The 12076-nt window shown below is 73.8% G+C and carries 13 protein-coding genes; 5 read left to right on the plus strand and 8 right to left on the minus strand.

The features are described 5' to 3' along the window. The first annotated feature begins 130 nt into the window (after positions 1 to 130). A complete protein-coding gene (locus GBN72_RS21195; RefSeq protein ID WP_151773463.1) occupies positions 131 to 472 on the plus strand; it encodes a DUF6191 domain-containing protein in 342 nt (113 codons plus the stop codon). Beyond that, positions 469 to 888, plus strand: a complete 420-nt coding sequence (locus tag GBN72_RS21200; protein ID WP_151773464.1) for a DUF3151 domain-containing protein — start codon at positions 469 to 471, stop codon at positions 886 to 888. The genes GBN72_RS21195 and GBN72_RS21200 overlap by 4 nt, the downstream gene beginning before the upstream one ends. A gap of 83 nt (positions 889 to 971) precedes the next feature. Here GBN72_RS21200 and GBN72_RS21205 read toward each other — a convergent pair whose 3' ends face one another. The 8 genes from GBN72_RS21205 to GBN72_RS21240 all read right to left on the minus strand — a co-directional run bounded on the left by GBN72_RS21205 (position 972) and on the right by GBN72_RS21240 (position 9221). Then, positions 972 to 1385: a PIN domain nuclease gene (locus tag GBN72_RS21205; protein WP_151773465.1), complete on the minus strand. Its 414-nt coding sequence runs from the start codon at positions 1383 to 1385 to the stop codon at positions 972 to 974. Next, positions 1382 to 1642: a type II toxin-antitoxin system VapB family antitoxin gene (locus tag GBN72_RS21210; RefSeq protein WP_151773466.1), complete on the minus strand. Its 261-nt coding sequence runs from the start codon at positions 1640 to 1642 to the stop codon at positions 1382 to 1384. The genes GBN72_RS21205 and GBN72_RS21210 overlap by 4 nt, the downstream gene beginning before the upstream one ends. 790 nt (positions 1643 to 2432) lie before the next feature. Further along, positions 2433 to 3455: a class II fructose-bisphosphate aldolase gene (fbaA, locus tag GBN72_RS21215; protein ID WP_151773467.1), complete on the minus strand. Its 1023-nt coding sequence runs from the start codon at positions 3453 to 3455 to the stop codon at positions 2433 to 2435. A gap of 187 nt (positions 3456 to 3642) precedes the next feature. Next, the gene (pyrE, locus tag GBN72_RS21220; RefSeq protein ID WP_151773468.1) at positions 3643 to 4191 is read right to left on the minus strand and encodes an orotate phosphoribosyltransferase; all 549 of its coding nucleotides are present in this window, start codon (positions 4189 to 4191) and stop codon (positions 3643 to 3645) included. 84 nt (positions 4192 to 4275) lie between these two features. Then, positions 4276 to 5085: an aldose epimerase family protein gene (locus tag GBN72_RS21225; RefSeq protein ID WP_151773469.1), complete on the minus strand. Its 810-nt coding sequence runs from the start codon at positions 5083 to 5085 to the stop codon at positions 4276 to 4278. 40 nt (positions 5086 to 5125) lie between these two features. Next, a complete protein-coding gene (locus tag GBN72_RS21230; protein WP_164540775.1) occupies positions 5126 to 6619 on the minus strand; it encodes an SRPBCC family protein in 1494 nt (497 codons plus the stop codon). A 152-nt stretch (positions 6620 to 6771) separates the two neighbouring features. Next, positions 6772 to 8544: a polyamine aminopropyltransferase gene (locus GBN72_RS21235; protein WP_439959792.1), complete on the minus strand. Its 1773-nt coding sequence runs from the start codon at positions 8542 to 8544 to the stop codon at positions 6772 to 6774. 119 nt (positions 8545 to 8663) lie between these two features. After that, positions 8664 to 9221: a DUF2617 family protein gene (locus GBN72_RS21240; protein ID WP_151773471.1), complete on the minus strand. Its 558-nt coding sequence runs from the start codon at positions 9219 to 9221 to the stop codon at positions 8664 to 8666. Between the two features lie 262 nt (positions 9222 to 9483). Between GBN72_RS21240 and GBN72_RS34645 the strand changes: the two genes are divergently transcribed. From GBN72_RS34645 to GBN72_RS21255, 3 genes are all read left to right on the plus strand, one after another. Next, on the plus strand, positions 9484 to 10008 hold the full coding sequence (locus GBN72_RS34645; protein ID WP_174887172.1) for a hypothetical protein: 525 nt from the start codon (positions 9484 to 9486) through the stop codon (positions 10006 to 10008). A 24-nt stretch (positions 10009 to 10032) separates the two neighbouring features. Next, positions 10033 to 11232 (plus strand): pyridoxal phosphate-dependent aminotransferase, encoded by a 1200-nt coding sequence (locus tag GBN72_RS21250; protein WP_151773473.1) that lies wholly within the window; start codon positions 10033 to 10035, stop codon positions 11230 to 11232. A gap of 123 nt (positions 11233 to 11355) precedes the next feature. Next, positions 11356 to 12076: serine/threonine-protein kinase (locus GBN72_RS21255; RefSeq protein ID WP_151773770.1), on the plus strand; the 721-nt coding region annotated here is incomplete at its 3' end.

Here is a 12076-nt window from a genome sequence, read left to right on the forward strand (position 1 = left end):
CCGGCCCGGTCCGGCCGCGTCCACCAGGGTCCTGCCCGCGCGGCACAGGACGGGGTCGTCGCCGCGCGGACCGTGCCGGCTCCGCCCCCCGGCGCTTTCCCGGCGGACGGCGTGCGGGGACACTGAGGGCATGGGGTTCGCCGTCTTCATGACTCTGCCGGGGCTGGTCATCGCGCTGACCGCCGTCGCGTTCCTGGACCAGGCGCTGCTGCGCGCCGGCCGGGCCGGACTGCTGCCGTGGCGGAATCCGGCGCGCGCCGGGCAGATATCGGCCACCGGCTTCGAGCAGCTGCACGCCACGCTGTCCGCCGGGAAGTCCCACGAACTGAAGGAACGCCAGTCGTCGCTAGTCCTCCGCGACGACGAGGAGGACGGCGCTCCCCCGCACCGCACCACCGTCGACCTGGCCGGCGGCACGGCCGTCGTGCGGCTGCCCTCCGAGGGCGAAGGCCCTGGCAGACTGGGGGCATGACGGAACAGAAGAACCTGCTCGGCGGCCCCGACCCGACGCACCTCCCGGAGAACGAGGACGCGTACCGGATGCTCGCCGAGTCCGCGACCCCCGCCGAGGTGGCGGCCGCGCACCCGACGTTCTCGCTCGCCTGGGCGATGCTCGCGGACGACGCCTTCGAGGCGGGCAGGACCGTGGAGTCCTACGCCTACGCCCGCACCGGCTACCACCGCGGGCTCGACGCGCTGCGCCGGGCCGGCTGGAAGGGCCACGGGCCCATCCCGTGGAGCCACCGCGCCAACCGCGGCTTCTTGCGCTGCCTGGCCGCCCTGGCCCGCGCCGCCGAGGCGATCAAGGAGACCGAGGAGGCGGAGCGCTGCCGCCAGTTCCTCCAGGACAGCGACCCGCAGGCGTACGAGGAGTTGAAGTCGGCCTAAGGCCTCCGGCTCAGGTCGGCGTGAGGTGAGGGGAGTCCGCGAGACAGGTGGGTGTCTCACGGACTCCCCTCCGCCGTGAGCGGTCAGGGTCCGCCGCGAATATCCAGCTGTTCAAGTTCGGGCAGGACGCGCGCCACCGTGGCGAAGTCGTTGTCCCGGTGCAGCACGATCAGCCCATGACGGACAGCCGTGGCGCACACAAGCAGGTCGACCGGCCCCGCACTACGGTGCCGGCCCTTCAAGGTCAGCTTGTACTGTGCCGCGTCCACCCAGCGCCATGCGTCCTTGGGGACCGTCACCCGGCCGAAGAGATCCGACAGCTCCGCATCCAACTCGTCCCGGTGCGAGGGGCTCCTGGCGCTGTAGAGGATCTCCGTACGCGTGGGTTCGCAGATGCCGATGGCTCCCGTTTCGATCTCGGCGTCCCACCGCCGCCGGATCGACGGCTCACTCACCAGGTCGATGTACGCGCCGGTGTCGATCAGGTACGTGATCACCCGACGCCCTCGCGCCCTTCCAGCTCCTCCGCCATGGCACGCTGAGCGGTCTTGCGCGCCTCCCACATCCGGCGCGTCGGCTCGAACTCTCCACGTCCCGCCCTTTCGGCAAGACGCTCGGCCGCGGCCCGGCGATTGTGACGCCGGACAGCCTCACGAAGGGCGGTGTTGATGGTGTCCCGCTTGGTGCTCGTGCCGAATATGGCAGCGGCGGCGGCCAGTGCCTCGTCATCGAGATCCACATTGGTCACGCTCATCAGGACCATCTCCTGTGTGTCATGTGGGAAGGTAATCCACGCTTACCACATTAGCGTCAGTGCCTCGTGGTCACCATCTGCAGAGGCAAGGACTGGAAGCGGCACAGTCCAAGAGCTCAGGCCTGCGTGAGGTGAGGGGGGTCCGCGAGACGGGTGGCTCGCAGAACTCCCTTCGCGCCGTACAGGTGACGGTGTCGTCGAGGCCGTGTTCCCGCAGGTGAGCGATGACGCGAACGGGGTCGAGGGCCGCGTAGGCGCGGGCCAGGCGGCGGTCCTCGTCGGTGCGGGTTCCCGATCTCGGCGCGCAGGCGGCCCGCAGGGCAGTGGCGGCCTCACGCCACTCTGCGTTGTCCCAGGGGTCCGCCGCCTCGGCCCGGGCTCGTTCCGCCTCGGCCGACTCGGCCTCGTGGGCTTCCCAGACGCGCAGCCGGTGCCCGGACCCCGACGTGCGACGGCGACCGCCGCCCGCGCCGGCCGTATCACCGGCGCTCGACATACACGTCTCGTTGAGTGCGGCGGCCTCCCGGGAGGAGGGCCGGCCGCTTCCGGTGGGGGACCTGGGCCGGCCGTCGGGGAGTCCTGCCGTCCTTCCAGCGGCCGTAGGAGCCAGGCAGTGGCCGCCTGCGGTCGTGGTCATGACTTCTCGCCGGTCCGGATCCGCTGTACCGCGTACCACACAGGAGTGACCGGGTGAGGGAAACGAACTCGCGGTCGACCAACGCGCCGGACGACAGAGAAGGGCCCGGCGCCCCCGAGGGGGTGCCGGGCCCAGGTCCGTCCAGGGGACGGGTTACTTCAGCTTCGTGCCCGCCGAACGCAGGGCCTGGCAGGCCTCGACGATGCGGCCGGCCATGCCCGCCTCGGCCAGCTTGCCCCAGGTGCGCGGGTCGTAGGTCTTCTTGTTGCCGACCTCGCCGTCCACCTTCAGCACGCCGTCGTAGTTGCGGAACATGTGGTCCGCCACCGGGCGGGTGAACGCGTACTGGGTGTCGGTGTCGAGGTTCATCTTGACGACGCCGTTGTCCAGCGCGGTGGCGATCTCCTCGGCGGTGGAGCCGGAGCCGCCGTGGAAGACGAAGTCGAACGGGTCGGCCTTGCCGAAGCGGGCGGCGACGCCCTCCGCGAGGTCCTTCAGGAGGTCGGGGCGGAGGACCACGTTGCCCGGCTTGTAAACGCCGTGCACGTTGCCGAAGGACGCGGCCAGCAGGTAGCGGCCCTTGTCACCCAGGCCCAGCGCCTCGGCCGTGCGGATCGCGTCGTCGACCGTGGTGTAGAGGGAGTCGTTGATCTCGTGCGTGACGCCGTCCTCCTCGCCACCGGTCGGGGTGATCTCGACCTCGAGGATGATCTTCGCGGCGCGGGCGCGCTCCAGGAGCTCCTGGGCGATGGACAGGTTGTCGGCGAGGGTCTCCGCCGAACCGTCCCACATGTGCGACTGGAAGAGCGGGTTGCGGCCGGCCTTCACGCGCTCCTCGGAGACCGCCAGCAGCGGGCGCACGTACCCGTCCAGCTTGTCCTTGGGGCAGTGGTCGGTGTGCAGGGCGACGGTGACGTCGTACTTCTCCGCCACGATGTGCGCGAACTCGGCCAGGGCGACGGCGCCGGTGACCATGTCCTTGCTGTACTGACCACCCGCGAACTCGGCGCCGCCGGTCGAGATCTGGATGATGCCGTCACTCTCCGCCTCGGCGAAGCCGCGAAGAGCCGCGTGCAGGGTCTGGGAGGAGGTCACGTTGATGGCCGGGTAGGCGAACTTGCCTGCCTTCGCCCGGTCGAGCATCTCGTTGTAGACCTCGGGGGTTGCGATGGGCATCCTGTCCGCTCCTTGATGGTTCTGCGGGTTTTGTCCTTGCCAGCCCTGACCTTGGTGACGTCGTCGTCGGCACCCATCTTTCCAGACGCGGGCGTCCGCCCGGACGCTCGTCTCGGACAGTGGCGCCCGCGGCGGACGTTCCGGGTGATTCCCGGCGGTCCGGCCGGTGGTGACCGGCCCGTTCGGGTCAGTCGAGCCCGAGGTCGTCCTTGGAGTAGGCGAACCGGTAGGGGACGCCGGCCTTGTCCTGGATGATCTCCGCGGCGCCGGTGGCCCGGTCGACGATGGTCACGACGGCGACCACCTGCGCGCCGGCCTCCCGGACCGCCTCCACGGCGGTCAGCGGCGACCCGCCGGTGGTGGAGGTGTCCTCGACGACCAGCACGCGGCGGCCGGCGATGTCCGGACCCTCGACCCGCTTCTGCAGACCGTGCGCCTTGGCCGCCTTGCGGACCACGAACGCGTCCAGGGCGCGCCCGCGAGCGGCGGCGGCGTGCAGCATCGAGGCGGCGACCGGGTCGGCGCCCATGGTCAGGCCGCCCACCGCGTCGAACTCCAGGTCCTCGGTGAGGTCCAGCAGCACCTGGCCGACCAGCGGGGCGGCCGTCCCGTCCAGGGTGATGCGGCGGAGGTCGATGTAGTAGTCGGCCTCCAGCCCGGAGGAGAGGGTCACCTTGCCGTGCACCACGGCCTTGTCCTTGATCTGCTGCAGCAGCTCGCCGCGAACGTCGCTCATGGTCACCAGCCTAATTGGGCGGCGGGGCGATGCCGGACCTCGGTATCGCCCCGCCGTCCGGCATCGCCCCGCCGTCGGCGTCGCTCAGAGGTGGCGCCAGCGCCAGGTGGTGGTGGCCTCCAGCGGCTCCAGCGGGGTGACCAGGCGCGGGGCGGTGTTCAGGCCGTCGGGCGGGCCGGTCTGCGGTTCCACGCAGACGGCGGCGTCCTGCTCGTCGTAGACCACCACCCACTTCTCCGGGCTGGTGACCCGCAGTTCCAGGCGTCCGGGCCAGAGGACGGCGACGTCCACCCCCTGCGGCATGCCGAAGCAGTCGTCCCACGGGCCGGGCAGCGGCTTCTCCAGGCGGCGGCCGGTGGGGAGATGGTCCTCGCCGCGCTCCTCCTGCCAGGCAGGGTCGAACTCGATCCGCGCGCCCTCGTCGCCGTCGGACGCGCCGTCCAGGATCCGGTTGAACCAGGGGTGCCAGCCGAGCTGGGCCGGGAACGAGGAGCCGTAGGTCTCGATCGCCAGGGTGAGGGTCAGCGACTCCTCGGTCAGCGCCACCACCTGGGTGAGGCGGGCGGGGTAGGGCCACGGGTCGGCGAGGTCGAGGGTGATGACCGCCTCGTCCCGTTCCTTGCGCGCGGTGCGCCAGGCGTTGTCCCGGGCGGTGCCGTGGATGGCGTGCGGCGCGGCGTTGAGCGGCATCTGGTGCACGGTGCCGCCGTCGCGGAACCGGCCGTCGCGGATCCTGCCGCACCAGGGGACCATCGGGAAGCAGCCGTACCGCTCCCCCTGCCGCAGCAGCTCGACGCCGCCGATCCTCAGGCTCGTGATCCGTCCGCCGTCGGCGGGGCTCACGGTCGCCTCCGCGTCCCCGGCGGTCAGGGTGAAGTCGTCATGGGTGCTCACGGCCCACGACCCTACTGGGGGTGGCACCGGATCCGCGCGGTCAACGGTTGCGGCGCAGGGCACGGGTCACGGCGATCGCCCCGGCGGCCACCGCCAGCGCCGCCGCGGCGGGGGCCGCCCAGCGCAGCGTCCGGTCCGCCACCCCGGCCGGCGGCACCGGCACGGGCGCGTACCGGCCGCGCGGCGGGGCGTGGTCGACCTCCTCCGCGCTGCGCCCGATCATCGTCCGCCGCGCCTGCGCGGCGTCCGCCACGGCGTCGGCCTCCTCGGGGAACAGCACGTCGTCGTCGCCGTCGCCGTCGCCGTCGCCGTCCTCGTCGAAGTCGGCGTCCGGGTCCAGCGACGGCGGCGGTACGGGCGTGTCGAACACCGACGGCCGCGACGGCTGCCCGTCACCGCCGTCGGTCCCCACGGCACCGTCGCCGTCGTCGCCGCCCTCGCCGCCCTTGGCGCTCTCGCCGCCCTTGGCCCTCTCGGCATCCTTGCCGCCGTCGCCGTCCTCGGCACCCTTGCCGCCATCGCCGCCCTTGGCGCTCTCGCCGCCGTCGTCGCCGTCGTCGCCCCTGGCGCTCTCGGCACCCTTGCCGGCGCCGCCCTCGGCGCCCTTGTCGCCGTCGTCGCCGCCCCTGGCGACCTGCGCCGCGTCCCGCTCGTCGCCCGCGTCCGCCGCGTCCGCCGCGTGGTCCTCCGCCCGGCCGGTGGCGTCTCCCCCGCCCGCGGCTCCGTCGCCGTCCGCGTCCGCCGGGCCTGCCGCGCCGTCCGCGTCGCCCGACGGCTCGTCCACCTCCGCACCGGCGTCGCTCCCGGCCACCTCCGCGTCGGGTCCCACGCTCACGTCCGCCGCCGCGACGGCGTCACCGGGCTCCGCGCCCGCGGCGTTCTCCCCGGCGCCGGCGGCGCCCTCGGCACCGTCGGCACCGCCGCCCGCGGGGCCGGACACCTCCGCGGCGGCCGCCGGGGAGGCGTCGTCCGCGTCGGGGCGGGCGTCGAAGTCGCCGTCGGCACCGGGCGCGAACTCCGGCACCAGGGGTTCGCCCGCGCTCGGCGGCACCTCGTCGTGGCCGTCGTCCGTCACCGTTCCGCTCCCCTCCGCCGCGTCGTCCGCATCCTCTCCTGCCTGCCCCGGCAGGTCCCCGGCGAACCGTTCCAGCAGGCGGGTCAGGGCCGACCGCACGGTGTCGGGGTCGAACCCGGTGATGCGGCCGGAGGCGGTGGCCGTGCCGTGGAAGCGCAGGACGGTGCCGTCGGGCCGGGGGTCCAGGGCCACGCGGACCGTGGCCCTGACCTCGCCGTCGCCGCGCGCCTCGTCCGCCTCGGCCTCGGCCGTGAAGGCGCCGTCGTCCTGGCGGGTGACGCCGAGGGAGCCGCGGTAGGTCACGCTGCTGCCGCCGACGCGCAGCTTGAGCCGGCCGGCCACGCCCCGTGCCGCGGCGTCCCGCTGGAGCCCGGGGAGCGCCCGGGCGACCCGGTCGGGGTCGGTCAGGGCGGCGGCCAGGTGGTCGGCGGGGACCGGAACGAACACCTCATGCTCCATGAGGCCCGACACTACCGAGGAGAGCGGGAACCGCACCCCGGCCGAAAGCCGATTGGCACAGGTTTTGCCCGCCCCGCCCCGGCACGTCGGCAACGGCAACGGCAACGGCAACGGCAACGGCAACGGCGACAACAACCGCAACCGCACCGGCATCAGTAGCGCGGGTGGGCCAGGGTCGAGGCGGGCAGCCCCCGGACACGGGTCCGCTCGGCCGCCCGCACCGCCGCCGTGAGGGAACCTTCCTTCACGGTGAGCGGCCCCGCTCCCCCGGGAGCCGGCGACAGCCGCGGGACCTTCGGCCCGGGTGCGGCGAGGAACAGGCCCCACTCCCGCTCTCCCGCCCCGGTCACCCGGTACGGCACCGCTCTCAGCCCCGCCGCGCGGAGCGTCGCCTCGACCGTCCAGTACGCCCGCGGCCGGCCCGCCACGGGCCCGGCGTGGACCGCGAGCCGGCCGCCCGGAGCCATCACGCGCCGAGCCAGCCCGTAGAACTCCCGCGAGTACAGCTTGGCGCTCGCGGTCTCACCCGGGTCGGGAAGGTCGGCGATGACCACGTCGTACGGCCCGCCCCGCTCCACCCGCAGCCGCCGGAACGCGTCGTCGGCCGTGACCCGCACCCGGGGGTCGTCGTACACGTGCCCGTTGAGCGCGGCGAGCGCCGGATCCGTGCGGGCCAGCGCCACCAGCTCCGGGTCGGAGTCGACCACGTGGACCTCCCGCACCCCGGGATGCCGCAGCACCTCCCGCACCGCCAGCCCGTCCCCGCCGCCAAGCACCAGCACCCGCTCCCGCGGGCCGTTCATCGCCGGGTGGACCAGCGCCTCGTGGTACCGCCGCTCGTCCCGGCCGTCGACCCGCAGCGCGCCGTCCAGGTAGAGGCCCAGCGGGCGGCCGGCGGGACCGCCGCCGGTGATCACCACGTCCTGCGCCCCGGTGCGCACGGCCACCCGGACGTCGCCGCCGTACAGCGCCCGCCCCGCCGCCCGCTCGAAGTCGTCCGCGAGCACGGCCGCCGTGCCGAGCAGCACCAGCACCAGCGTGTTGACGATCACCAGCGCCCGGCGGGCCCGCGGGCCGAGGTCCCGGCCGAAGAGGCCCAGCACCAGGGCCGCGCCGACCACCGCGTTGACCGCGCCGGTGAGCAGCGCCCCGGTCAGCTGCCCGAACCGGGGGAGCAGCAGGAACGGGAAGGCGAGACCGCCGACCAGGGCGCCCACGTAGTCGGCGGCGAACAGGTCGGCGACCGCGCCGCCCGGATCCTGCCGGCGGATCCGCTGGATCAGCTCCATCAGCAGCGGCACCTCGACGCCGATCAGCAGCCCTATGGCGAGGGAGAACGCCACCAGCACGAAGCTGGGCCCGTCCTGCCACATGCCGCCCCAGGCACCGGTCCAGGCGAAGACGGCGTAGAGCGCCATCGCGCTGCACCCGCCGACCAGGGCGAGCGCGGCCTCCACCGCGCCGAACGCCGCCGCGGCCCGGTGGCGCAGCCGCTTGGCGGCCAGCGAGCCGAGGCCCATGGCGAAGACCATCACCGACAGCACGACGGACGCCTGGGTGACGGAGTCGCCCATCAGGTACGAGGCCATGGCGACGAGCTCCAGCTCGTACACCAGCCCGCAGGCGGCGCACACGAACACCCCGGCCAGCACCAGGAACCGGGCCGTCCCCGGCCGCAGCGGCAGCCGCGCGCCGCCGTCCGCACCGGCACCGCCGGCCCCACCCGTACTGCCGGCCCCACCCGCACCGCCGTCCGCACCCGCACCCGCGCCGCCCGCGGCGTCACCGGCACCGGCACCGCTCCGGGTGCCCGCGTGCCCCGCGCCTGCGGGGCGGCGACCTCTGCAGGCCCTTCCCGCGGGCCCCTTCACCGGTTTCCCGGGTTCGTGGACGGGTGGTGCGGGTGGGGCGTGCGGTTCGATCACCTGACGACCGTATGTCACTGATCGAACGCTCTTCGTCACCCACTCGGGTGGTGCTGGCGCACGCCCGGCGCGCGACCACCGAACACGCGCTCCTCGAGGCGCGCCGGGGTCGCGCCGGATCAGCCGAGCGCCGCGGCCGGCAGCCGCCCGAGCCCGGCGACCGTCTCGGCGCCCACGCCGAGGGCGACCGTGGTGCGTGTCGCCACCAGCTGCCGGTCCTGGGGGTAGGCGTGCCAGGTGCGCCAGACCGTTTCGCCCTGGGTGCGCTGCGCGAGCAGCGCGGTGAAGGCGTGCGGGTCGCCGGGGAAGACTCCCACCAGCCCGTACGGGTGGTCGGAGACCAGGGCGATCAGCTCCTGCGCCCGTCCGGCGAACGCGGGCGGGGAGAGCACCTCGACCCGGGCGGCGAACTCGTACTCCCAGCCGCCCACCCGCTTGGCCACCCCCAGCGGCAGCGGCGTGCTGGAGCCGGGGATGCAGGCCACCGTCTCCGAGCAGACGCCGTCCTCCCGCTCCAGGATGACCTGGTGGGAGGCGCCGAGCAGCCGCAACTGGAGCCGCACGTCGGTGAACCGGAGGTTCAGCGTGGCCAGGGCGGGCAGTGGCTCCCGCCCGAGCGTCCAGGCGAGGTCGGAGGCACGGGTGTCGCTGTAGGAGGTTGTCAGGGTCGTGAGCATGGGTCGGCTCCGCTGGCACGCAGAAGGGGATGTCGGACCGGCCGCCCCTGGGGCCGGCAGCCAGGGGAGACGGTTCTGCCCCGGCCGGGAAGGCGGCCGCTCAGGAGGCGCGACCGTCCGCGGGGCTGCGTCGGCGAGTAGAGAAAAGCACGAACGCCGGCAACGCCACAGCGTTTTTACCCAACTTCGTCGGCTTTCCATCCTTCGGTGGGCTCTTCGGCTCAACTGTTCAACGGCATACCGCGTTCGCCCAGTTGTCCGAATGCGCGAGAACGCCCGCCGGGAGATCACCACCCCCGGCGGGCGTCCCTGGTTGACGCCGGGTCAGCTCCCGCCGCCGCATCCACCCCCGCCACCGCAGGAGGAACCGCCGCCGCAGGACGACGAGCTGCTCCCGCACGAGGACGACGAGCCGCTGCTGCTGCCGCTGCCGCTGCCGCAGGACGACCCTCCGGACGAACCGCTGTCGCCGCCGCCGACCCACCAGGCGCCGGCGGTCGAGTCACCGGAGTGCGACGACCCCGACGAGTGCAACGAGTGCGACGTGCGCGACGAACCCGAGCTGTGGACGCGACCGCTCCTCACGGGCCGGCCGGCCGCCCGCCTGCTCATGACGACCACCCAGCCGACCAGCAGCACCACCGGCAGGCCCACGACGATCACGATGACGGCTGTCAACACGGCACCGCCCTCCTTCCACGCTCCCCCGAAGCTCCCCCCGTGGGCGCCTCACTCCGCAGCGTGCTCCGGTGATGCCCGAGGCGGCAACGGATCAACACAGAGTTGAGCAAGGCCAGAGCTTGGGCGCAGGATGGCCGCCATGAGCATCCCCGACCGGGCCGCCCGCCCTCTCCTCAACCGCCGTCTCGCCGAGTTCGGGACGACCGTCTTCGCCGAGATGTCCGCCCTCGCGGCGGCCACCGGCTCCATCAACCTGGGCCAAGGGTTCCCCGACACCGACGGCCCCGAGGAGATCCGCGAGGCGGCGGTGCGGGCCCTGCGGGACGGCCGGGGCAACCAGTACCCGCCGGGCCCGGGCGTCCCCGAGCTCCGTCAGGCGATCAGCGCCCACCAGCTGCGGCGCTACGGCCTGGCCCACGACCCGGACACCGAGGTGCTGGTCACCGCGGGCGCCACCGAGGCGATCGCCGCGGCGCTGCTGGCCCTGGTGGAACCGGGCGACGAGGTGGTGGCGCTGGAGCCGTACTACGACTCCTACGCCGCCTGCGTGGCGATGGCGGGCGGGCGCCGGGTGCCGGTCACGCTGCGGCCGCACGAGGGGGCCTTCCGCCTGGACCTAGACGAACTCCGCGACGCCGTCACCGACCGGACCCGGCTGCTGCTGATCAACACCCCGCACAACCCGACCGGCACGGTCCTCACCCGTGCGGAACTGGCGGCGATCGCCGAACTCGCCGTCGAACGCGACCTGCTGGTACTCACCGACGAGGTCTACGAGCACCTGGTCCACGACGACGCCGAACACGTCCCGCTCGCCTCCTTCCCCGGCATGCGCGAGCGCACGGTGACCATCTCCTCCGCCGGCAAGACGTTCTCGTTCACCGGCTGGAAGGTCGGCTGGATCACCGGATCGCCGGAACTGGTCACGGCGGTGCGGTCGGCGAAGCAGTTCCTCACCTACGTCTCCGCCGGACCTTTCCAGTACGCGGTCGCCGAGGCGCTCGCGCTGCCGGACTCCTACTTCGACGGCCTGCGCACGGACCTCACCGCCAAGCGCGAACTGCTGACGGCGGGCCTGGAGGCGGCCGGCTTCGGCGTCTTCCGCCCGGCCGGCACGTACTTCGTCACCACGGACATCCGGCCGCTCGGCGAGAGCGACGGTGTCGCCTTCTGCCGGGAGCTGCCGAAGCGGGCGGGCGTGGTGGCGATCCCCAACGCCGTCTTCTACGACGACCGGGAGGCGGGCGCACCGTTCGTCCGGTTCGCCTTCTGCAAGAAGGACGAGGTGCTGCGCGAGGCGGCGACCCGCCTCGCCTCGCTCGCCGGCTGACGAGGCCGGGGCGGCCGGGTGCGGCGGCTGCGTCCGGTGAAGCTTTCCGGAAGATCGCCTCAGCCTCCGCCCGGTCCGTGCACACTGAACGCGTTCCGGCGCGTTCAGTGAACAGGGGGAGCCTTGACGGGTAGCGAGCACGACGGTCTGCGCGGCAGCGGCGCGAAGCCGCTCGAGGAGCGGGATCCGCGCCGCGTCGGCCCCGTGCGGCTCCTCGGCCGCCTCGGCGCGGGCGGCATGGGGCGGGTGTACCTCGGCGTGTACGAGGGACGGTACGTGGCCGTCAAACAGGTGCTGCCCTCCCTCACCGACGAGAGTGGGGTGTTCCTGCGGCGCTTCGGGCACGAGCTGGACAACCTGGCCAGGCTGCCGGCCGACTCGACCGCCCCGCTGCTGGTGAGCGACCGGACGGCGGGCCCCTCGGGCCCTCCCTGGTTCGCCACCGCCTACGTCCCCGGCATCACGCTGGGCGACGCGCGCCAGCTCTGCGGGGGCACCCTGCCCCCGTCGACGCTGTGGCCGCTGCTGCGCGAGGCCGCCGAGGGCCTGGCCGCCGTGCACGAGCTGGGCATGGTGCACCGCGACCTCAAGCCGTCCAACGTGATGCTGACCGCCGGCGGCGCCACGCTCATCGACTTCGGCGTGGCCCGCGCGGCCGACCAGACCGAGCTGACCCGTGCGGACATGGTGATCGGCACCCCCGCCTACATGGCACCCGAGCAGGCGTCGGGGCGCCCGGGGCGTGAACTCACCGGTGCGGTCGACGTGTTCGCCCTGGGCTCGGTCCTGGCCTGCGCCGCGACCGGCAGTCCGCCGTTCGGCGACGAGTCGGGTCCCGCCGTCC

The sequence above is a fragment of the Streptomyces abyssomicinicus genome (assembly GCF_008974245.1).
GTDB classification, from domain to species: Bacteria; Actinomycetota; Actinomycetes; order Streptomycetales; family Streptomycetaceae; genus Streptomyces; species Streptomyces abyssomicinicus.

Coding starts and splice junctions, on each gene's coding strand:
- GBN72_RS21195 (WP_151773463.1), top strand. CDS start 131: ATGGGGTTCGCCGTCTTCATGACTCTGCCGGGGCTGGTCATCGCGCTG.
- GBN72_RS21200 (WP_151773464.1), top strand. CDS start 469: ATGACGGAACAGAAGAACCTGCTCGGCGGCCCCGACCCGACGCACCTC.
- GBN72_RS21210 (WP_151773466.1), bottom strand. CDS start 1,642: ATGAGCGTGACCAATGTGGATCTCGATGACGAGGCACTGGCCGCCGCC.
- fbaA (WP_151773467.1), bottom strand. CDS start 3,455: ATGCCCATCGCAACCCCCGAGGTCTACAACGAGATGCTCGACCGGGCG.
- pyrE (WP_151773468.1), bottom strand. CDS start 4,191: ATGAGCGACGTTCGCGGCGAGCTGCTGCAGCAGATCAAGGACAAGGCC.
- GBN72_RS21230 (WP_164540775.1), bottom strand. CDS start 6,619: ATGGAGCATGAGGTGTTCGTTCCGGTCCCCGCCGACCACCTGGCCGCC.
- GBN72_RS21240 (WP_151773471.1), bottom strand. CDS start 9,221: ATGCTCACGACCCTGACAACCTCCTACAGCGACACCCGTGCCTCCGAC.
- GBN72_RS34645 (WP_174887172.1), top strand. CDS start 9,484: ATGCGCGAGAACGCCCGCCGGGAGATCACCACCCCCGGCGGGCGTCCC.
- GBN72_RS21250 (WP_151773473.1), top strand. CDS start 10,033: ATGGCCGCCATGAGCATCCCCGACCGGGCCGCCCGCCCTCTCCTCAAC.